Here is a 19,149-nt window from a genome sequence, read left to right as displayed (position 1 = left end):
TCCTGTTCTCATGTCCGATCTATTATTTGTTTGCACAAGCAAATAAATAATCGAGAGTAACCCGACATGTCACAACCGCGTAAACTTCCTGCTGCACTGGGCATCCATCTGGATGTGACCAATCGCCTGTGGCGCACGGCGATGGACCAGTCGGTGAAAATGACCAATCTGACGCGCCCGCATTGGCTGGCGCTGAGTGCGATTGCCGATCTGGGGGATGGCTGCACGTTGAAAGACGTTTCGCAGCATTTGAACGCCGAAGTCTCGACGATGTCGCGCGCGCTGCTGTTTCTGGAAAAAAATCGGCTTATCGCTCGCGATGCTCTGTCCGAAGATAAGCGCGCCAAAGGGGTGAGAATGACCGAGGCCGGGCAGGAGATGCTGGCGCAGTTGGATCATTCCAGCCAGCAAGCGAGGGAAAAACTGCTCAATGGCATTTCGGCCAACGATCTGGAGGCTTTTTACCGCGTATTGTTTGGCATCAAGCATAACGCGATAGCGATGCTCGAACAGGAAAATCTGTTGCCAGACGAGTTTGCTCTTCTGGCGGAGGAGCGAGTGGGTGCGATGAAGCCGGAAGGTGAAGCGTGAACGGCCGCTGGCGGAGAGCACAACAGCTGTGCGTTATCGCGTTGGGGATCTTCTCCTGCTCGGTCTTCGCCAGCCAGAATGACCAACAGGTCATCGCACGGGGAAAATATCTGGCTACCGCCGCAGATTGCGCGGCTTGTCACCGCGGCAGCAGTCAACAGGACGCCCCCTATGTCGGCGGTTATGCCATCGCGTCGCCGATGGGCGACATCATCGCCAGCAATATCACGCCCGCCAAAGGAACCGGCATTGGCGACTACAGTGAACAAGAGTTTCGCCGCGCGTTAACGCAGGGCATTCGGCGGGACGGCCAACCTTTGTATCCCGCCATGCCTTATACCGCTTATCGGGGGCTGAGTGATGACGATCTGCACGCGCTGTATCGCTATTTTATGGCCGGTGTCGCACCGGTCGATCGTGCGGTGCCTGAGACCCAACTGACGTTCCCTTTTTCCTGGCGTTATGCGATCCACGGCTGGAACTGGCTGTTTCTGAAAAAGACGCCCGTCGATGCAGACGAGAGGAAGGCGCGTGGCCGCTATCTGGTGGATGTGCTGGGGCATTGCTCGGCGTGTCACAGCCCGCGTAACGGGATGATGGCGGAACGCGGCGATCGCTATCTGGCAGGAGGAGAAACCGGCGGTTGGATCGCGCCGAATATCACCTCGGATCCCGTGAGCGGCATCGGCGGCTGGAGCCAGAAAGAGTTGGTGCAGTATCTGCGGACCGGGCGCAATGACAAAGCTCAGGCTGCCGGCGGCATGGCGGAGGCGGTGGAGCATAGCCTGCGTTTCCTGAGTGACGACGATCTCGACGCCATCGCCGACTGGCTCAAACAGACGCCGCCGCTTGTCACCGTACAAGGAACGAAAGCGGCCTATCAATATCAGGGGGGCGGTAAAGGCCGTGCCGCCGGACAGGCGCTGTATGCCGCTTCCTGTGCCAGCTGCCATCGTCTGGGCGGCGAGGGGGCTTATGACGGCCATTTCCCTTCTTTGATGCACAACACCACCGTAGGCAGCGAACGGGCCAATAACCTGATCATGGTGATGCTGTATGGCGTGCAGCGTCAGGGGGAGACGCTGCAGACCTGGATGCCGGGGTTCGCCGATAGTCTGGATGACAGGCAACTGGCTGAATTGGGCAATTACGTATTGCAGCAATTCGGCAATCCGGCGGTCAGGATAACGCCGGAGCAAGTGGCTCTGCAGCGGGCGGGCGGTGAAAAACCGCTGTTGATTACGTCATTGCCTTATGTGTTCTGGGGCGGCGTATTGTTGGCATTGATCGTCATTGGGGCGTGGGTGAAACGTCGGGTGAAGCATTGATCCAAGAGAGGATGGCATGAAGTTTAATCTGAACGGCCAGGCGGTCGAATTTAACGGCGAGCCGGATACGCCGCTGCTGTGGGTGATCCGAGAACATTTTAAGTTAACCGGCACCAAGTTCGGCTGCGGTATCGGCGCCTGTGGCGCTTGTACGGTACATGTCGACGGTAAGGCTGTGCGTTCATGCTGTTATCCGCTGCAATTGGTGCGCGATCGGCAGGTGACCACCATCGAAGGGCTGTCCATCGATCGCCGTCATCCGGTGCAGCAGGCCTGGATTGCGGAGGACGTGCCGCAGTGCGGCTACTGCCAATCAGGCATGATCATGGCGGTCAGTGCGCTGCTGGCGGAACACCCGAGTCCGGACGATCGGCAGATAGATACGGGCCTGACCAATCTGTGCCGCTGTGCCACTTACCACCGGATCCGTGCGGCGGTGCACCGCGCCGCCGACAAGGGAGAACCCTGAGTATGGCGATCACCCGCAGAACCTTGATAAAAGGCAGCGCGTTGGCAGTGGCCGCCATGCTGCTGCCGATATCGACGCGCAGCCTGGCGGCCGTGGTTTCACAGGACGTGGCGCCTCCGGACAACCAGTACGAATTGAACGATTGGATCTGGATCGATCGCGATGGGCGCATCGTTATCGGCGTGTCGCAATGTGAAGTCGGGCAGGGGATTTACACCGGCCTGGCCGAAGTGGTGGCGGCGGAGATGGATGCCGATTGGGCGCAGGTGACGGTGAAATTCGTCACCGGCCGCGACGCTTACCGTCAGGTTGCCGGGGGCGAGGCTTTCGCGCAGTTTGTCGCCGCCTCAACCTCCATGACCAAATTTTATCAGCGTGCCCGGCTGGCCGGCGCACAGGCGAGAGATTTCTTTCTGCGGGCCGGCGCAAAACATTTCGCGCTTTCACCATCGCAGTGCCGTACGGAGAAAGGCTGGGTGCTTGAGAAAGGCGGGAAGCGCAAGGTTGCCTATGGCGATTTGGTGCGCTATGCCGCCGAGCTGCCGTTGGATCCGCAGCCTGCTTTAAAGAGTGAGGCGCAAGAGCGAGAGAGTGTCATTGGCAAGCCGCTGTTGCGGGTCGATACGCCGGAGAAAGTGGATGGCAGTGCGATTTACGGTATTGATATCGACTTGCCGGAGATGCTGATCGGCGTCCCCTGGATGGTGCCCGACCTTAGCGGAAAGCTGGTCGCCGTGCGTAATGAACGACAGATTCGGGCCATGCCGGGCGTGGTGGATCTGGTGTTGACCCGGCAGTGGTCGATGAACAACATGGTCGGATTGGATCATGATATGTCACTCAATACGGTGATCGTGGTGGCGGCGAGTTACTGGCAGGCCAAAAAGGCGGCGGATTTGCTGGAGGTCGACTGGCTGCCGGGCGCAGGAAAAGCGCTGACCGGCAGCGTGATTGCGGCGGAGAATTTGGCGATGCTGGATGGCGATACACTGGTGCCGGCGGTCGATCGCGGCGAGGCGTCGGCGTTGATTCGTGGCGTTGAACAAGGTTCGCGCTTGCATGAGGCGCGTTACAGCGCACCTTATGTGGCGCACGCTACCCTGGAGCCTTGCAATGCCACCAGCCATTACGGCGAGGGCCGTATCGAAACCTGGGGCCCCTTCCAGGGGCAGGACATGGTGCGTAACGTTCTGGCGAAAATGTTCGGGCTGAAGCCGACGGATGTGGTGGTGAATACGACCTATCTGGGGGGCAGCTTTGGACGCAAATATCTGCCGGATGCCGTGATGCATGCTACCGTCGCCTCCCGGGCGGTGGGGAAACCGGTCAAAGTGATCTATCCGCGCGAGATCGACATGCGGCACGAATACTATCGTCCGGCCTGCATCAGCCATTATCGGGCGCTGTTGGATGAAAACGGCTACCCGCAGGCGCTGTGGGCGCGCTATGCCGGGCAGTCTCTCTTCTGGCAAATGCGACGCGAAACGGTCAACGACGCCGGGGGATGGGATGAAAGTATGGTGGAGTGCGTTTACAGCACGCCGTATCGCATTCCTCATCTGAAGGTGGAGGCCGGCATCGTCGAACAGCCGATTTCCCTGAGCTATCTGCGCGGTGTCGGCAGCGTCGCCAGTCTGTTCTTTTTGGAAAGCTTTATCAGCGAACTCAGCCATAAGGCAAACCGGGACGAATACCAATATCGACGGCATCTGTTGCAGGACAGCCCGGAAGCGTTGCGCGTCCTGGACGCCACTGCGGCGGCGGCGGGGTGGCAGCATGAACCGCCGTCGGGTGTTTATCGCGGTATGGCGTGCAATATTTGGGTTGGCCGCAATAACGCTTTCACCACCTACGTCGGTTTGGTGGTTGAAATCGCCATTCAGGAGGGGCGACTACGGGTGCTGCGCGCGGTATGCGGGATTGACTGCGGTAAGGTGATAAACCCGAACCTGGTGCGTGCCAACGTAGAGGGCGGCATCGGCTTTGCGCTGACCACCTGTCTGCACAGCGAGCTGCATTTTGAACGGGGTGGCGTGGTGGAAGGGAATTTCGATCGTTATCCGCTGCTCGCGATCGCCGAAATGCCCAAGGTGGAAGTGGTGGTACTCGACAGTGCGCGTGCGCCGCAGGGATGCGGGGAAGTGTCGACTGCGGTGGTCGCCCCGGCGATGGCCAGCGCGCTGCATAAGGCCACCGGCAAAACCTATCGTACTATGCCGTTCCCACGCGAGTTCTCGTCGGTGTAACGGCCCGCCGGTTCGGTCAGCCGGCGGGCCGTGCGGTCAGAGCTTTTTCAGCAGCGCCAGCAGTTGCGCTTCGCTTTTCTCCGCTAATCCGTCGATCGCCAGCTTGATGATGTCGGAGCGGGTGATGCGCACGATGCCGTTGCGCGCCGCCTGCACGATCACTTCATCGATAGCGTCAATGTGGCTGTCCGTCAGGCTGACGGAGATCGCCTTATAGGTGCGCTTACGGCCGGCCGGCTTGGCTTCCGGCGCGGGCGCCGCTACCGGCAATGTATGCGAGGTGGCGCTGTTGATGAATTCGTCTTCCGACATGCGGTGGGTAGGGGTGCGTTTCTTCACAGGATCACCTCTTTCACCAGGCATTCAATTTCGCTCTGCGCCTTTTCATTGTTCGCCTCGTGCACGGTGATGGCTTCACCCCAGGCGTCGCGGTAAATCTTGCGGTCGCACAGGCGGTTGCTCACCAGGGTGAACTCCGGGTATTCACTCAGCACCTGCGCCGCTTCGTTGGCTTCATTAATAAAGATATTGGTCGGGCACATGTTCAATACGATGTAGCCTTTGACCTTCTCGTTGTATTCCTGCGCGGTGGAGAACATCTCCGACAGATAGCCGATGGTGTCGAGATCCATCTGCGAAGGGCGCAGCGGCGAGAGGAACAGATCGGCGGCCAGCAGGCCGGAGCGCAGTTCGGCGCTGTCGCGGCCGGCGGTATCGACGATCACGTAGTCGTAATGGCGATCGAGCTCCAGCAGCGTTTCCTTGATTTTACCCGACGCGGCCACCACCGGAATGTGCGGCAGCCCCTCGACGTTCTGACGGTCGTTGTACCAGGTCATGATCGATTTCTGGTCGTCGGCATCGACGATGATCGCCGTCTTGCCTTGCTTAAGAATCAGATACCCGGCGATATTCACTGCTTTCGTCGATTTGCCGACGCCGCCTTTTTGCGAGCCAATCAGAACAATCATGCTGCCATCTCTCAAGTTATTAAGCGGGTAACTTATTAAGTTAATGTGCTTATTAGGTTGATAATTAAACAGGTTAACAAGAATAACTCGCGAACAATATGCACCAACTGCGGCGGCTTGCCAAGCCAGTATGTTGTTAACTGCGCAGCTTATTTTGCGGTGAATGGACCGGATGGGTAAGTAGGAATTCTCTGGGAAGTGGCGGAACGGAAGAGGCTTTTGTTAGTTTAACAGCTTAATAAGTTAGTGGCTCATTAAGCTGTCGATGGCGTTACTTCTTCATCATCGCCTTCAGGTTGGCGAACGGGTTGTGGGTGGCGACGCCGATATCTTTTTGCGCATCTTCACCGGCCACCACCGTCGAACCGTATTGATCGGCCTCGGTGTATTTCGAGTGTTCGTGGTCGTGGCAATACAGACACAACATTTCCCAGTTGCTGCCGTCTTCCGGGTTGTTGCTATGATCGTGATCGATGTGGTGCACCGTCAGCTCGCGCAGGTTGGAATAAACGAATTCGCGCGAGCAGCGCCCGCATACCCAGGGGAACAGTTTCAGCGCTTTTTCGCGGTAGCCGGTTTCCAGCTTCGCATAGTTTTTGGGGATATAGGCCATGGTGGTTGTCCGTTGTGAATCACTATGCGGTAAATAATACCACACAGCGTGCGGCTACAACGTGCGGCTCATCTTGCCGTTGTCAAAAGTCTCCACCGCCCAGTCGATGAACGCCCGCAGCTTGCCGCTGAGGTGGCGATTGGATGGGTAGACCACGTACATCTGCTCCGGCGGCGGCTGCCAGTCGTGCAGCAGGCTGATCAGTTCGCCGCGCTCGAGGTGCGGCTGCGCCATAAACCGATAGATCTGGATGATGCCCAGGCCGGCCAGGCTCGCCGCCAGCAGGGCGTTGCCTTCATTGATGCTGACCGGGTAGCGCTGTTGGATGGCGATCTCTTTGCCGCGCTCGACATAGCGTTGCGGATGGATGCGGTCGTTGACCGGATGGCGGTAGTGCACCATCGGAAAACCCTGTTCCAGATCGCACGGGTGGCGCGGGGTGCCGTGGCGCGCCAGATAAGTCGGGGTGGCGCAGCTGACCCAGTCCAGATCGAACAGACGCCGGGCGATCAGGCTGGAGTCGGCCAACGGACCGCTGCGGATCACGCAGTCGGTGCTGTCGCTAATAAGATCGATAACGCGATCGCCGATGCTGAGATCGATCTGGATTTGCGGGTAGCGTTCCAAAAAGCCGGGCAGCGCCGGCAACAGCAGTTGGCGGGCGGTGCCGCTGCCGGTATCGATGCGCAGCACGCCCTGCGGAGAATTCTGCGACTCGGTCAGACAGCCCTCCATCTGCTCCAAATCCGCCAGCCATTTCACCGTATTCTGGTAATAGCATTCGCCTTCGCGGGTGACCGACACGCTGCGGGTGGTGCGCTGGAACAGTTTGGTCTGCAGGTGATCCTCCAGATTTTGGATCAGCTTGGTGACCGTCGCTTTCGGCATGCCCAGCGAATCGGCGGCGCGGGTAAAGCCGCCGGTTTCCACGACGCGATTAAATACCCGGATAGCGAGCAAATGATGGTCCATAGGTTCTCAACGCCATGCCCCGGCGGTGGCCGGGGCGTGTTTCTGCAGATAGATAATGATTAACACTGTTTAGCGCCAATCACGCCGGCGCGCAAGCTGAGACCGAACACCAGAGCGGCGGAGAGGATCAGCGCGCCGCCGAACAGCATGGCGCTGCTGACGCCCTGCCAGTCCACCACCTCACCGCCCAGCAATGCGCCGGAGGCCAGCGCAATCTGAACGACGCACACCAGCAGCGCCTGGCCGGCTTCCGGCGCCTGTGGCACCGCGGCGAACATCCAGTTGGTGGCGCAGACCGGCACGGCGCCAAAGGCCAGCCCCCACACCAGCACCATCAGTGTGGCGCCGCCGAGGCCGCTGAGCAGCGGTGAAACGATCAGGATGCCCGCCAGCATGGCGGCGATCAGGATAAAGGTGGCGCGCAGGCTGTATTCCCCCAGGCGTTCGCCGAGGAAGGTGCCTAGCAGGCCGATGGCGCCATAGGCCAACAGCTGCAGCGAGATGGCCGACGGGCTGAGCACGAACACCTGCAGCAGCAGGGGCCGCAGATAGGTGTAGGCGGCGAAGTGGCCGATGAACAGCAGCACGATGGCGATCAGGCCGATGCGCGCCATCGGCAGACGCAGCGGCAGCACCAGATCGCGCGGCGTGACCGGTCGGGAAGGCGGTACCGACGTGAGTAAACGCAGCTGCGCCAACAGTACGCCGACCGCCAGCGCCGCACCGCCGAAGAAGGCGGCGCGCCAGCCGAACAGATCGCCGACCAGTGCGCCGATCGGCACGCCGCATACCGCGCCGACCGAAACGCCGCTGAGGATCAGCGCGGTGGCTCGCCCCTGGCTGGCTTCCGGCACCAGATGGCGGCCATAGTTGGCGGCGAACGACCAGAAGCCGCCGACGCAGATGCCCAGCAGCACGCGGCCGAGCAACATCATCGGAAAGTTGACGGCCAGCGCCGCCACCAGATTGGATACCACCAGCAGCAGCGACAGCCCCAGCATCAATAAACGCCGATCCAGGCGGCCGGACATCAGGCTCAATGCGGGTGCGGCCACCGCTGCCACGATGCCGGGCATGGTGACCATCAGCCCGGCGGTGCCGGTACTGACGCCCAGCGAAGGGGCGATGTTGGTCAGCAGGCCGATCGGCAGAAACTCGGTGGTGACCATGACAAAACAGGCGACCGTCAGCGAGAAGATCGCCGGCCACGGGGATGATGCAGGGTTATCTTTATTATTCAGCATAATGCCGCTCTTCTCAGGTGAATGCGCAGGCCGCGCTCGGGGCGCGGCGTGACCGAAATCACAATTTACGGCAGGCGAGAGCGGCGGATAAATCCATTCACGGTGGTTACACTGTTTCTGAGGGGGAACAATGACGGCAGCGAGTTAAAACGCGGCTTGCGCCGCGCCAAGGGGAAAGGAATAAAACGGTATAAGGTTATGACCGGAACGCGCGCGGCGCTAGAGCCCCGGCGCTTTCCACATGGAGGTGGTCAGGCCGTTATCCACCAGCGTCAGCTGATCGGCGTAAACCTGCCGCCAGTTTTCCTTCTGCTCCTGATACAAGGCGTGGTGGGTCATGTCCGGCTGATGTTCACGCTCCCAGCGCACCAGCTGCTCGCCGGTTTCGGCCAGCGACGCGTAAAGCCCGGCGCCGACGCCGGCGGCGATCGCGCAGCCCAGCGCGGTGGCTTCTTTCACCACCGGCACGCGCACCGTCAGGCCGGTGACGTCGCTGAGGATTTGGCTCCACAGTTTGCCTTTGGCACCACCGCCGGCGAACACCAGCGAGCGGGCCTGCACGCCGGAGAAGGCGGCGATCTGTTCCAGATTACAGGCGGAGACGATGGCGGCATTCTCCTCCAGCGCGCGGAACAGCGTTTGTTTGTTGCAGCGTTCAGGATCGATAGACATGTTGATGAATGACGGCGCCGCGTGATACCAGGTTTTGAAATGCATGGCGTCGGAAAAGATCGGCATCACGCCGTAGGCGCCCGGCGGCACCCTGGCCGCCATCTCTTCCAGCAGGCTGTAAGCGTCGATCCCCAGTCGCTCCGCCAGCAGTTTCTCTTCGGCGCAGAAAGCGTCGCGGAACCAGCGCATGGTCAGGCCGGTAAAGAAGCTGATGGATTCCGCCTGCGCCATGCCGGGAATGACGTGAGGGTTAATGCGGATGTTCATTTCCGGATCGATGGCCGGTTCCGGCAGGTTGACGATTTGCTGCCAGAAGGTGCCGCCGAGCACCGCCGTCTGCCCGGCGCGCACGATGCCGAGCCCCAGGCTGCCGAGCTGCACGTCGCCGCCGCCCATCACCACCGGGGTGCCGCGCAGCAGCCCGCTCTCCTGTGCCGCCTGCTCGGTGACGCGCCCCAGCACGCTGCCGGTCTCTTTCACCGGCGACAGAATATCGGCGCGCAGCCCGGCCATATCGAGCAGCGCCGGCCGCCAGTCGCGGCTGGTCAGATCCAGCATGCCGGTAGTACCGGCGTTGGAAGGATCGACCGCCAGCTCGCCGCTCAGCATGTAGGCCAGCCAGTCGCTGATCATGGTCAGCGTCGCCGCCTGGCGATAGATGTCCGGCCGATGGTGCGCCAGCCACAGCAGGCGCGGCATGGCGCTCAGTGCCAGCGTCTGGCCGGAGTACTGGTAGACCTCACGTTCGAAGCCTTGGTTGTGCAACTCTTTCAGTTCGCTGACTTCATGGCTGGCGCGCGCATCGACATTGGCGCAGGCCCAGATCGGCACGCCGTTGCGATCGTACAGAACGATGCCTTCACGCATCGAGCAGCAGGCCACCGCACGGATCGCCTGCGCGCCCAGCCCCGCGCGCTGCAACGCCTGGCGGATGCACTGGCAGGCCAACTGCCAGTTGCGGTTGAGATCGAATTCCATCGAGCCGGGCACGCCCGGCACCGCGAGGTGTTGCCACTCCGCCTGACCGTGCGCGATCTGATTGCCCGCCAGATCGAAGATCACCGCGCGAATGCTGCCTGTTCCTGCGTCCAGCGCCATCAAGTAGTTATCCATAGCCTATGCTCTCAGGGGGAGGAATAGTAACTATAGATGCCGCCGTCTTCCCTCGCCGGGGGCGGAGTGGGCATCGCCGGTGCGATTTGTGAGCCAGGCGGCAAAATTGCCGTTGCGGCAGGGCAATCGACGGGAATAAACCTATGGTTGGAAAGCGCCATGCTGCGGCGCGCCGTTTAAACAAGGAGCTGTCATGCACGTCACATTGGTAGAGATCAACGTTAAACAGGACAAGATCGACGAATTTATCGACGTTTTCCGCGCCAATCATCTGGGGGCGATCGAAGAGCCGGGCAACCTGCGTTTCGACGTGCTGCAGGATGAGCATATTCCGACGCGGTTTTACATCTACGAAGCCTATCGCGACGAGCAGGCGGTGGCGGCGCATAAGCAGACCCCACACTATCTGCAGTGCGTGGAGAAGCTGGAAGCGCTGATGACCGGCCCGCGCAAGAAAACCACCTTCATTGGCCTGATGCCGGAATAAACGCCGGCGTTTGCCGGTGTCCATGCGCCCGGTTTGGTTGTAACCTGCAAGGCAAAGCGAATTTTCAATGGGATAAGCGGGGCGAGGATGACATTGCGCGATCGGCTGTTGGCGCTGTTGGTGGTGGTGATCTGGGGCGTGAATTTCGTGGTAATCAAGTTCGGCCTGCAGGGGATGCCGCCGTTCCTGTTGGCCGGGATGCGTTTTTTACTGGTGGCGTTGCCGGCGATCTTCTTTATCCCGCGCCCGACCATCCCGTGGAAATGGCTGTTGCTCTACGGCATGACCATGAGCTTCGCGCAGTTTGCCTTTCTGTTTGTCGCCATCAAGGTGGGCATGCCGGCGGGGTTGGCCTCGCTGGTGTTGCAGGCGCAGGTGTTCTTCACCCTGCTGTTGGGTGTCGTGCTGATGGGCGAAAAGCTGCGCGTCAATCATTTCGTCGGCATCGCTATCGCCAGCGGCGGCATGCTGGCGCTGGCGCAGGCCAGCTTGCATAAGCCGGGCAGCGGCGCGGTCCCCCTGGCGGGCCTGCTGCTGACCCTGGCGGCGGCGTTCTCCTGGGCGCTGGGCAACCTGACCAACAAGAAGATCCTGGTCGGTTTCCCGCAGCGCAACATTTTGTCGCTGGTGGTGTGGAGCGCGCCGATCCCGGTACTGCCGTTCCTGATTTGCAGCTGGCTGTTCGACGGCCCGCAGGCGGTGCTGGCCAGCCTGAGCCATGTGCAGGTCGGCACCTGGCTGGCGGTTGCCTATCTGGCGTTCGCCGCCACGCTGTTCGGTTATTCGGTGTGGGGCAGCCTGCTGGGGCGCTACGAAACCTGGCGCGTCGCGCCGCTGACGCTGCTGGTGCCGCTGGTCGGGCTGTTCGCCGCCTGGCTGCTGCTGGACGAAGCGCTGTCACCGGCGCAGTTCGGCGGCGCGTTGCTGGTGCTGGCCGGTATGGCGGTCAATACCTTCGGGTTGCCGCGCCGACGGGCCGTCGCGGTGCGCTAAACCTAACAGGGCAATTCTGTTCAATACGTTGTCGGCGTGGCCCGGCATTCTGGCGCTTGTGAATTTTTCCTCAGGTGCCCTCATGAATAATATCTACCTTTCCATGGCCGCATTTGCGCTGGCGGCCTCCATCACGCCCGGCCCGGTCAACATCGTTGCATTGAGCGCCGGGGCGCAGTTCGGCTTTGGCGCGACCCAGCGTCACGTGTTCGGCGCCACGCTGGGGTTTACCCTGTTGCTGGTGCTGCTGGGTTTGGGTATGCACCAACTGCTGATCCTGTGGCCGGCGTTGACCCGCTTGATCCAATGGGCCGGCGTGGCCTTCCTGCTGTTTATGGCCTACCGGCTGGCGTTTGACGACGGCAGGCTGGGCAACGGCGAGGCGCAGGCGCCTTCCTGTTGGTACGGCGCGCTGATGCAATGGCTGAACCCCAAGGCGTGGCTGGCGTCGGTGGCCAGCCTCGGGGCGTTTGTCGGCGACGGCGACATCCGGCTGCTGTGGCAGTTCGCCGGGCTCTACTTCGTGATTTGCTATGCTTCGGTGGCCTGCTGGGCTTACGTTGGCGCGATGTTGCGCGGCCTGCTCAGGCAGGCGCGCAACGTACAGCGTTTCAATCGTGCGATGGCGGCGTTGCTGGCGGCCAGCGCCTGCTATCTGTTGGCGGAGGGTTTTTGATACTGGCCGGGCGTGGCGGCCAGCAGCTGTTTGAAGGTGCGCTGGAAGTGCGCCTGATCGGCAAAGCCGCTTTCGCTGGCAGCCGCGGCGATCGGCAGACCGCTTTTCAACAGCCGATGGCCGTGCTGCACGCGGCGATTGACCAGATAGGCGTGCGGCGTCATGCCGTAGCGCTGGCGGAAGGCGCGGATCAGGTAGGAGGGCGAGAGCGCGGCGGCGCGGCAAATGTCTTCCAGCGTCAGCGACTGAGTGCAGTGCGCGTCGATAAACGCCGCCGCCGCTTCCAGTCGGGGGTGCGGCGGCGTCTCCGGCTGGCTGCCGCTGCCCAGCGCGAGCTGCAGGGCGCTGAAATACTCCACCAGGGCGATCTGTTTTTCCAGCGCGCCGCACTGCGCGTTCGTCAGCAGCGCATACAGTTGGTTCAGCCCGTTGAACAGCGCCGGATCGCGGCTGAGCGGCCGGCTGAAGGGGACAAAGCGGTCGCCGTCGCCGCCCATCATTTCCTGCTGCAGCGCGCCGAGCCAGGCGAGATCGAGATAGAACATGATGTATGACCAACGGCGGTCGGCGATCGGGTTGCAGGCATGCGCCTGCTGCGGATTGATGACAACCACATCGCCGGCGCCGACCTGCATGCGCCGCTCGCCGTTGATATAGGTGCTGACGCCGCCGGTGATGGCGCCGATGGAAAAGAATTCGTGGCTGTGCAGGCTGTAGCACACTTTGCGGCCATCATTGATGGCGCGCGCTTCGACAAAAGGCAACTGCGGGTCGCGCCAGAACTGGGGCGTTTTTTCACTCATGCGCTTTCCTTTTCACTGCGGCGGCATCACAGTGTTATAGCCTGAAAGCGACGAAAAGGGGAATGGCGGATGATGATTTTTAACGTGTTCGGCCGCCTGGTAGGCGTGAAGCGTATCGGGGACGAATGGCGGCTGTTCCGCGTGACGCTGCCGGAGCGCAAATATGCCCCCAGCTACGATATCGTGTTGCCGGCGGATCTGCGCGAAGAGGAGATCGCCGGCTATCTGGGGGATATCTATCACGAAGCCGCGACCCCGCAGCGGCCGGACGTGTTTCGCGTCGAGTAGCGCGGGCGTTACTCTTCCGCGTTGCGCGCCATGAGGCGGCGCTGATGTTCCTCGCTGGCGGCCTGGATCTCTTCCAGCACCGAGCCGACGTCGGCGCGCTTCTGAATTTCGCTGAATCGGCCGCTGAGGACGCTGTCCGGCGTCAGCGTGCCTTCCTGATACAGCGCCCAGATCTCTTTGGCATATTGGCTGTCGCGCAGCTCCGGGGCAAATTGGCCGTAATATTCCGCCAGATTGTCGATATCGCGCTCGAACATGCTTTTGGCGTGGTTGTTGGCGGCGGCGTCCACCACCTGCGGCAGATCGATGATCACCGGCCCGTCTTTATCCATCAGCACGTTGAATTCCGACAGATCGCCGTGCACCAAGCCGGCGCACAGCATGCGCACCGCGTAGTTCATCATCAAAGCATGATCGGCGCGCGCCTGTTCCGGCGTCAGGATGACATCGCTCAGACGCGGCGCCACCAGGCCTTCCTCGTCGGTGATCAGCTCCATCAGCAGCACGCCGTCCAGGCAGATGTCCGGCTGCGGCACCCGCACCCCGGCCCTGGCCAGCAGATACAGCGCGTCCACTTCGGTGTTCTGCCAGGCTTCTTCCTGTTGCTGACGGCCGAATTTGGAGCCTTTGCTCATGGCGCGCGCGTCGCGGCTGTTGCGCACCTTGCGCCCTTCCTGGTAGTGCACGGCCTGCTTGAAGTTGCGCTTCTCGGCTTCTTTGTACACTTTGGCGCAGCGGATCTCATCGCCGCAGCGCACGATAAACACGTCGGCTTCTTTGCCGCTTTTCAAACGGCGGATGACTTCGTCGATTAACCCGTCATCCACCAGCGGCTGGAGTCGTTTTGGAATTTTCATGCAGCCTTGTACCCTATTTAGGCTCCGGTGTGAATGGCTTGCGCAGTTGATAGCGTAAGTTAGACCCGAAAGGCAAACATTAGTTTTGCCGCCGCGGCATCATTGCGCGGCGGCGGGCGTTCACAGGCTGCCTGTCGGCACCCAGACGCTGACGCTGCCGGCGTTGACCGGGAAATGGGCGCTGCCCTGGTCGTCGGTGGTGATTTCCTCCTGGCGGTTACCGAGGAAATCGCGCCAGGCGGTGCGCGCCAGATCGGCGCCGAGCGCGACCGTCTTGCCGCTTTCGCCGCCGTTGGTCAACACCACCACGCAGCCGGGGGCGTCGGCGGTGCCGGCGCGGCTGAAGGCCACGCAGTGGCTGTCGTCGAAGTAGTCGGTTTGCGGGCCGTTGGCGAAGCGCTGGCGGGCGGCGATCAGCTTCTCCAGCTCCGGGATCGCCGGCATGTCGATCGGGTATTCGCCGCCGTCGCGCCCTTTATCGCGGTAACTGGCGCCATAAAGGTCGGGGTAAAACACGCAGGGCACGCCCTGTTCACGCAGCAGGATCAGCGCGTAGGCCAGCGGTTTGAACCAGGGTTCCACCGGCGCCTCCAGCGATTGCAGCGGCTGGGTATCGTGGTTGGCCACCAGCGTCACCGCGTGGGCCGGATCGGCGGCGGTCAGGGTATCGGTGAAGATCTGCGCCATGTCGAAGCCGTCGCCCTGTTTCGACGCCTGATGAAACTTCAGGTGCAGCGCCACGTCGAACAGCATCACTTTGCCGTCCACCAACTCGATGTATTGTTGCAGCGCGCTGAGATCGTGCGACCAGTATTCGGCGACGATAAACAGATCGCGCTGCGCGCTGTCGCGCACGTGATCCGCCCACTCTTTGAAAAACCAGGCGGGAATGTGTTTGGCGGCGTCCAGGCGGAAGCCGTCGCACGGCAGCGTGTCCAGCAGCCAGCGCGCCCAGTATTTGAGCTCCTCCGTCACGGCAGCGTTGCGGAACTCCACGTCGGCGCCCATCAGGTAGTCGTAGTTGCCTTTCTCGTCGTCGACCTGATCGTTCCAGCCGTCGTCGCCGTAGTCGTTGGCGATTTTAAACACCCCTTTATCGTCCGGCTGCTCAACGTAATCGACGCCGCTGAAGCATTTGTAATCCCAGATAAACTCGGAATGCGCGCCCTGGCGGCCGGGGAAGGTGAAGCGGGTATAGGCCAGCGCGTCGAAGCCCTGGTCGTCAATGTCGTTGCGGTTGTTGGCGTCCACTTTGAACACGTGTACCCGTTCTTTTTCGTCCGCGCCGAGCTTGTGGTTGAACACCACGTCGTAAATCACCCCCACGCCGTGTTCGCGCAGCGCAGTGGCGGCGTGTTCGAGCGCCGCCTTGTCGCCGTATTTGGTGGCCACGCTGCCTTTCTGGTCAAACTCGCCCAGATCGAACAGATCGTAGGTGTCGTAACCGACGGAGTAACCGCCGGAAGCGCCTTTGTAGGCGGGCGGTAGCCACAGATCGGTAATGCCCAGTTCGGCGAGGTGCGGGGCGCGTTCTGCGGCCTCCTGCCACAGTTTGCCGCCGTCGGGGTAGTACCAGTGGAAGAATTGCAGCAGGGTGGTTTTTTTCGTCATGAGCCAGCGTCCCGGTTAGCCAGAAGGAAAGGAGCAGTTAAAGCATGGGCTACTTTTGGCAAAAGGGACAAGTTTGGCATAGGCGGCCCGAGAAGGCCGCCCGAGAGACTGCTTAACGCTGGCTGGCGTAATGAGGCGAGCGCGGGCCATAAAGAATGGCGCCGTTCTGACCTGTTGCCGACAGGAGGCGAGTGTTGGCGATGGCGCCAATGTCGAACCCTTTGTCGCTGATGGTATCCGCGATTTGTGAAATCGCGGCGCTGATCACCATGCCCAGCAGGCCACCGGAATTGTTGTTGCCTTCGTTGCTGGATGCGGTGGCGGTGCCGGCCCACAGCTGTTTGCCGTTGCGCAGGTCAACCAGGCGAGCGGCTACGGTAACGCGAGTTTCGCTGCTGATCACCATGTAGCTGGTACCGTATTGCGTGACATCCAGGTACAGCACGGTGTCGGCGCCGAAAATCTGGTGCAGTTTTTTCGGACTGACGGCGCGGATGTCGTTGGCGTTGGTTAGACCGTTTTGCAGGAAGGTTTCCTCCACTACAGCGACCGGCAGCACATAGTAACCGGCCTCGGCCAGCGGTAAGGTTGTACTGGCGAGCACGCTGTGGCTGGCTTTGACATCCGGCGACTGATTAACCGGCGGCAAGACCAGGATCGACTTCGGCTTGCTCTCATGGAATGCCGCATAGTCATAAGGCGTTTGCTTGGCACAGCCGCTCAGCAACAGGATGGCGGTAACGCTGAGGAAAGTGAGTACACGCTTCATTTAAAGCTCCCCTTATCCTTGGCCATCAGGAAATTCATAAACGGTGCCGATTCCGGGAACAGCGTTTTTTCCGTGTTGAATTCATTCATGGCTTGTCCGTCGTTGCCGGTTTTGCTGTACAGCAGACCCAGTTGCGCATGCAGCCCCGGCGGTACGGCTTTATCCTTGGCGCGGGATTTCTCGACGATCTCTTTCAGCGTAGCGATCTGCTGCTCAGGGCTTTGCCCATCCTGCTGGTAGTATTGATAAAGAGAAGTTTGGTAGCCATCCCAATTGTAAAGCGTTTTCGGCGCGGCGCAGCCGGCCAACAGGGTCGCTGCAAACAGCGCCCCGCCCATTTTTTTAGTTATCATCTTTCTGCTTCTAGTCCGTTAGTGAGCAGGGCGCCATGCGCCGTTTTCGATACCGGTAACCAGGTTATTGACGGCTTCACGCACGGCCAGATCCAGCACCTTGCCGTTAAGGGTGGAGTCGTAGCTGGCGGTGCCCCCGAAACCGATGATTTCGCGATTGGACAGTTCGTATTCACCGGCGCCCTGAGAGGAATAGACGACTTCTGAGGTCTGTACGTTCACGACGTTCAGATTAACTTTGGCGTAAGCGACCTGTGATTTACCACGGCCCAAAATGCCCCACAGCTGATGATCGCCGACTTCTTTGCGGCCGAATTCGGTGACATCGCCGGTAATCACATAGTTGGCGCCTTTCAGCGTTTGTGCTTTCCCTTTAATGCCGGCTTCAGTTTTCAACTCTTCCATGTTGGCGCGATCCAGCACGTTGAAACGGCCAGTCTGCTGCAAATGCGTGATCAGGATAGTCTTGGACTGATTGCCCAGCCGATCGACGCCATCGGAGAAGATGCCATTCATGTAGCTGGAGCGGTTGTCGAATTTGCCGACGGCGATAGGGCTGCGTGGGCCCTGATAAGAGGTGTTGTAGGAAGCCACTTTCGGCACTTCCAAAGAGCGGGAGGATTCGGTCGCGCAGCCCGCCAGTAAAGTGACGGAAAGGGCGACGGAACAGACGGCGAGTGATTTTTTCATTGGCATGCGATCTCTCCATGAGCATAAAACGGCGCGGGAGCAACCCGCGCCCGATGTTTCCATCACGAGCGTTGTCGCCGTTATGGAAGCGTCGCGATCCTGCCATGAATATGTAACAAATTACAACAAGATATCGGCATTAATGCCGCTATTAACATTATTGTAACCTATTGTAATGCAATGGATTGATATCGATTTCTGCTCTTATTCGCAGATTCTTTCACGATTGTATGGTTTTTAACTGGTTTATTGTTTTATCAAAACTAAATTAATGAATTTTTATTCTGATTTTTTTGAATTAATTAGTTTAATATATTGGGTGATGTAACGTTTTGCATCAGCTCCTCTGTTATACCGGGGTTCATGGCGGTTTGATGATCCGTTAAGGTATTGAGAATTAGGTAACACTATCAACTAAATCTCATTTTTTATCGGTAGCTGATTGGGGATATCAATTGTGAACATCAGGGATTTCAGAGCATTGGCGCGCAATTTGGTCAGAGAATTCGGCATGTTGAACAAGCAGAGCAACGGCTCGCGCTTTTCGCCGCTGCAGATCCATCTGATGATCGAAGTTAGCGAGCAGCCGCTGGGCGTCACCGAGCTGGCGGCCCGGCTGTGCATCGACAAGGCCAGCGCCAGCCGGGCGCTGCGCAGCCTGGTGGCCGCCGGCGTGATAGAAACGGTGGATCATCCGGATGACAGGCGGCACAACCTGCATCGGCTGAGTAAACAGGGCGGCAAGACGCTGGCCGGCATCGAGAACGACGCCGACGGCTTTATGCAGGCGGCGCTGGCGCAGTTGGATGACGATGAGCTGGCGAGCACCACTGCGGCGATGAAAAAGATGACCGCGGCGCTGCGCAGCGCGCGCAAACAGCGCGACGCCAATCTGCGGGTGCGGCCGATCGCCGCGCGCGACGATGCGGCGATGGCGGCGATCATTCGCGAGGTGTTTCGCGAGTACGGCATGGACAAGATGGAAGGGGTCAGCCTGCACGATCCGGATCTCGATCGGCTGACCGGCCTGTATCATGACAACGGCGGCCGCTACTGGGTGCTGGAGCGGGACGGGCAGGTGGTGGGGGGCGTCGGCATGGCGCCGCTGGCCGGCGAAGAGCCCGGCTATTGCGAACTACAAAAACTGTTCTTCAAACCCGGTGCGCGCGGGCTGGGCATGGCGCGCTATATGGTGGTGCAGGCGCTGAAGGCGGCGCGGGCGGCGGGGTACCGCTACTGCTACCTGGAAACCACCGAACAGTTGAAAGAGGCGATCGGGTTGTATTACGCGCTGGGTTTCACGCTGCTGACGGAACGGCGCGGCAATACCGGCCACCACGGCTGCAATGTGTGCATGCTGAAAAATCTGCAGAACGACGATATGTGAGCGGTTTCAAGGTTAA

Annotated in this window: 21 protein-coding genes; 9 read left to right on the top strand and 12 right to left on the bottom strand. The window is 60.3% G+C overall.

The annotated features are described in order from the left end of the window. Positions 1-66: 66 nt before the first annotated feature. Genes J9788_RS11745 through J9788_RS11730 form a run of 4 tightly spaced genes read left to right on the top strand, consistent with a single transcriptional unit; the run spans position 67 to position 4,634 of the window. Positions 67-591 (top strand): MarR family winged helix-turn-helix transcriptional regulator, encoded by a 525-nt coding sequence (locus J9788_RS11745; protein ID WP_182264919.1) that lies wholly within the window; start codon positions 67-69, stop codon positions 589-591. Next, complete coding sequence (locus tag J9788_RS11740; RefSeq protein WP_182264918.1) at positions 588-1,919, top strand: cytochrome c; 1,332 nt, start codon at positions 588-590, stop codon at positions 1,917-1,919. Before J9788_RS11745 ends, J9788_RS11740 begins: the two co-directional genes overlap by 4 nt. A 16-nt stretch (positions 1,920-1,935) precedes the next feature. Beyond that, positions 1,936-2,388 (top strand): (2Fe-2S)-binding protein, encoded by a 453-nt coding sequence (locus J9788_RS11735; protein ID WP_046896859.1) that lies wholly within the window; start codon positions 1,936-1,938, stop codon positions 2,386-2,388. Positions 2,389-2,390: 2 nt separating this feature from the next. Continuing rightward, positions 2,391-4,634, top strand: a complete 2,244-nt coding sequence (locus tag J9788_RS11730; protein WP_182264917.1) for a molybdopterin cofactor-binding domain-containing protein — start codon at positions 2,391-2,393, stop codon at positions 4,632-4,634. Between the two features lie 36 nt (positions 4,635-4,670). On the opposite strand, the gene J9788_RS11725 is transcribed toward J9788_RS11730, so the two are convergent. The 6 genes from J9788_RS11725 to lsrK form a co-directional block, all read right to left on the bottom strand. Further along, a complete protein-coding gene (locus tag J9788_RS11725) occupies positions 4,671-4,973 on the bottom strand; it encodes a hypothetical protein (protein ID WP_046896861.1) in 303 nt (100 codons plus the stop codon). Then, complete coding sequence (locus tag J9788_RS11720; protein WP_025301991.1) at positions 4,970-5,605, bottom strand: AAA family ATPase; 636 nt, start codon at positions 5,603-5,605, stop codon at positions 4,970-4,972. Before J9788_RS11720 ends, J9788_RS11725 begins: the two co-directional genes overlap by 4 nt. Positions 5,606-5,876: 271 nt before the next feature. Further along, complete coding sequence (yajD, locus tag J9788_RS11715) at positions 5,877-6,218, bottom strand: HNH nuclease YajD (protein WP_004939576.1); 342 nt, start codon at positions 6,216-6,218, stop codon at positions 5,877-5,879. A gap of 54 nt (positions 6,219-6,272) precedes the next feature. Further along, positions 6,273-7,190 (bottom strand): LysR family transcriptional regulator, encoded by a 918-nt coding sequence (locus tag J9788_RS11710; RefSeq protein ID WP_046896862.1) that lies wholly within the window; start codon positions 7,188-7,190, stop codon positions 6,273-6,275. 59 nt (positions 7,191-7,249) lie between these two features. Beyond that, positions 7,250-8,434: an MFS transporter gene (locus tag J9788_RS11705; protein WP_046896863.1), complete on the bottom strand. Its 1,185-nt coding sequence runs from the start codon at positions 8,432-8,434 to the stop codon at positions 7,250-7,252. A gap of 219 nt (positions 8,435-8,653) precedes the next feature. Next, on the bottom strand, positions 8,654-10,219 hold the full coding sequence (gene lsrK, locus J9788_RS11700) for an autoinducer-2 kinase (RefSeq protein WP_182264916.1): 1,566 nt from the start codon (positions 10,217-10,219) through the stop codon (positions 8,654-8,656). A 193-nt stretch (positions 10,220-10,412) separates the two neighbouring features. Between lsrK and lsrG the strand changes: the two genes are divergently transcribed. The 3 genes from lsrG (at position 10,413) to J9788_RS11685 (ending at position 12,375) form a co-directional block, all read left to right on the top strand. After that, complete coding sequence (gene lsrG / locus J9788_RS11695) at positions 10,413-10,706, top strand: (4S)-4-hydroxy-5-phosphonooxypentane-2,3-dione isomerase (RefSeq protein ID WP_033642299.1); 294 nt, start codon at positions 10,413-10,415, stop codon at positions 10,704-10,706. 87 nt (positions 10,707-10,793) lie between these two features. Further along, positions 10,794-11,699, top strand: a complete 906-nt coding sequence (locus J9788_RS11690; RefSeq protein WP_182264915.1) for an EamA family transporter — start codon at positions 10,794-10,796, stop codon at positions 11,697-11,699. Positions 11,700-11,781: 82 nt separating this feature from the next. Next, positions 11,782-12,375 carry a LysE family translocator gene (locus J9788_RS11685; protein ID WP_033642301.1) on the top strand — a complete coding sequence of 198 codons (594 nt, stop codon included), beginning with the start codon at positions 11,782-11,784 and terminating at the stop codon, positions 12,373-12,375. Here the strand turns inward: J9788_RS11685 and J9788_RS11680 are convergent. Beyond that, complete coding sequence (locus J9788_RS11680) at positions 12,351-13,178, bottom strand: AraC family transcriptional regulator (RefSeq protein ID WP_182264914.1); 828 nt, start codon at positions 13,176-13,178, stop codon at positions 12,351-12,353. The two genes, J9788_RS11685 and J9788_RS11680, sit on opposite strands and share 25 nt — an antisense overlap. 69 nt (positions 13,179-13,247) lie before the next feature. Between J9788_RS11680 and J9788_RS11675 the strand changes: the two genes are divergently transcribed. Beyond that, positions 13,248-13,466: a hypothetical protein gene (locus tag J9788_RS11675; RefSeq protein ID WP_033642303.1), complete on the top strand. Its 219-nt coding sequence runs from the start codon at positions 13,248-13,250 to the stop codon at positions 13,464-13,466. Positions 13,467-13,474: 8 nt separating this feature from the next. On the opposite strand, the gene J9788_RS11670 is transcribed toward J9788_RS11675, so the two are convergent. The 5 genes from J9788_RS11670 to J9788_RS11650 form a co-directional block, all read right to left on the bottom strand. Further along, positions 13,475-14,323 (bottom strand): PA4780 family RIO1-like protein kinase, encoded by an 849-nt coding sequence (locus J9788_RS11670; RefSeq protein ID WP_033642304.1) that lies wholly within the window; start codon positions 14,321-14,323, stop codon positions 13,475-13,477. Between the two features lie 120 nt (positions 14,324-14,443). Further along, complete coding sequence (gene amyA / locus J9788_RS11665; RefSeq protein ID WP_046896867.1) at positions 14,444-15,934, bottom strand: alpha-amylase; 1,491 nt, start codon at positions 15,932-15,934, stop codon at positions 14,444-14,446. A gap of 112 nt (positions 15,935-16,046) precedes the next feature. Beyond that, a complete protein-coding gene (locus J9788_RS11660; protein WP_046896868.1) occupies positions 16,047-16,703 on the bottom strand; it encodes a DUF799 domain-containing protein in 657 nt (218 codons plus the stop codon). Beyond that, positions 16,700-17,056, bottom strand: coding sequence for a DUF4810 domain-containing protein (locus tag J9788_RS11655; protein WP_046896869.1), 357 nt, complete (start codon positions 17,054-17,056; stop codon positions 16,700-16,702). The genes J9788_RS11660 and J9788_RS11655 overlap by 4 nt, the downstream gene beginning before the upstream one ends. An 18-nt stretch (positions 17,057-17,074) precedes the next feature. Then, positions 17,075-17,746: a CsgG/HfaB family protein gene (locus tag J9788_RS11650; RefSeq protein WP_046896870.1), complete on the bottom strand. Its 672-nt coding sequence runs from the start codon at positions 17,744-17,746 to the stop codon at positions 17,075-17,077. Between the two features lie 481 nt (positions 17,747-18,227). Here J9788_RS11650 and J9788_RS11645 point away from each other — a divergent pair, with 481 nt between their 5' ends. Continuing rightward, positions 18,228-19,133 (top strand): helix-turn-helix domain-containing GNAT family N-acetyltransferase, encoded by a 906-nt coding sequence (locus J9788_RS11645; RefSeq protein WP_080350167.1) that lies wholly within the window; start codon positions 18,228-18,230, stop codon positions 19,131-19,133. The last annotated feature ends 16 nt before the right edge of the window (positions 19,134-19,149 follow it).

It is taken from the genome of Serratia sp. X10, assembly GCF_017811775.1.
Classification (GTDB): Bacteria; Pseudomonadota; Gammaproteobacteria; order Enterobacterales; family Enterobacteriaceae; genus Serratia; species Serratia ureilytica.
The sequence above is the reverse complement of the archived record's forward strand: the minus strand, read 5'-3'. Positions and strand labels throughout refer to the sequence as shown.

Coding starts and splice junctions, on each gene's coding strand:
- J9788_RS11745 (WP_182264919.1), top strand. CDS start 67: ATGTCACAACCGCGTAAACTTCCTGCTGCACTGGGCATCCATCTGGAT.
- J9788_RS11735 (WP_046896859.1), top strand. CDS start 1,936: ATGAAGTTTAATCTGAACGGCCAGGCGGTCGAATTTAACGGCGAGCCG.
- J9788_RS11730 (WP_182264917.1), top strand. CDS start 2,391: ATGGCGATCACCCGCAGAACCTTGATAAAAGGCAGCGCGTTGGCAGTG.
- J9788_RS11720 (WP_025301991.1), bottom strand. CDS start 5,605: ATGATTGTTCTGATTGGCTCGCAAAAAGGCGGCGTCGGCAAATCGACG.
- yajD (WP_004939576.1), bottom strand. CDS start 6,218: ATGGCCTATATCCCCAAAAACTATGCGAAGCTGGAAACCGGCTACCGC.
- J9788_RS11710 (WP_046896862.1), bottom strand. CDS start 7,190: ATGGACCATCATTTGCTCGCTATCCGGGTATTTAATCGCGTCGTGGAA.
- J9788_RS11705 (WP_046896863.1), bottom strand. CDS start 8,434: ATGCTGAATAATAAAGATAACCCTGCATCATCCCCGTGGCCGGCGATC.
- lsrK (WP_182264916.1), bottom strand. CDS start 10,219: ATGGATAACTACTTGATGGCGCTGGACGCAGGAACAGGCAGCATTCGC.
- lsrG (WP_033642299.1), top strand. CDS start 10,413: ATGCACGTCACATTGGTAGAGATCAACGTTAAACAGGACAAGATCGAC.
- J9788_RS11690 (WP_182264915.1), top strand. CDS start 10,794: ATGACATTGCGCGATCGGCTGTTGGCGCTGTTGGTGGTGGTGATCTGG.
- J9788_RS11685 (WP_033642301.1), top strand. CDS start 11,782: ATGAATAATATCTACCTTTCCATGGCCGCATTTGCGCTGGCGGCCTCC.
- J9788_RS11680 (WP_182264914.1), bottom strand. CDS start 13,178: ATGAGTGAAAAAACGCCCCAGTTCTGGCGCGACCCGCAGTTGCCTTTT.
- J9788_RS11675 (WP_033642303.1), top strand. CDS start 13,248: ATGATGATTTTTAACGTGTTCGGCCGCCTGGTAGGCGTGAAGCGTATC.
- J9788_RS11670 (WP_033642304.1), bottom strand. CDS start 14,323: ATGAAAATTCCAAAACGACTCCAGCCGCTGGTGGATGACGGGTTAATC.
- amyA (WP_046896867.1), bottom strand. CDS start 15,934: ATGACGAAAAAAACCACCCTGCTGCAATTCTTCCACTGGTACTACCCC.
- J9788_RS11660 (WP_046896868.1), bottom strand. CDS start 16,703: ATGAAGCGTGTACTCACTTTCCTCAGCGTTACCGCCATCCTGTTGCTG.
- J9788_RS11655 (WP_046896869.1), bottom strand. CDS start 17,056: ATGATAACTAAAAAAATGGGCGGGGCGCTGTTTGCAGCGACCCTGTTG.
- J9788_RS11650 (WP_046896870.1), bottom strand. CDS start 17,746: ATGAAAAAATCACTCGCCGTCTGTTCCGTCGCCCTTTCCGTCACTTTA.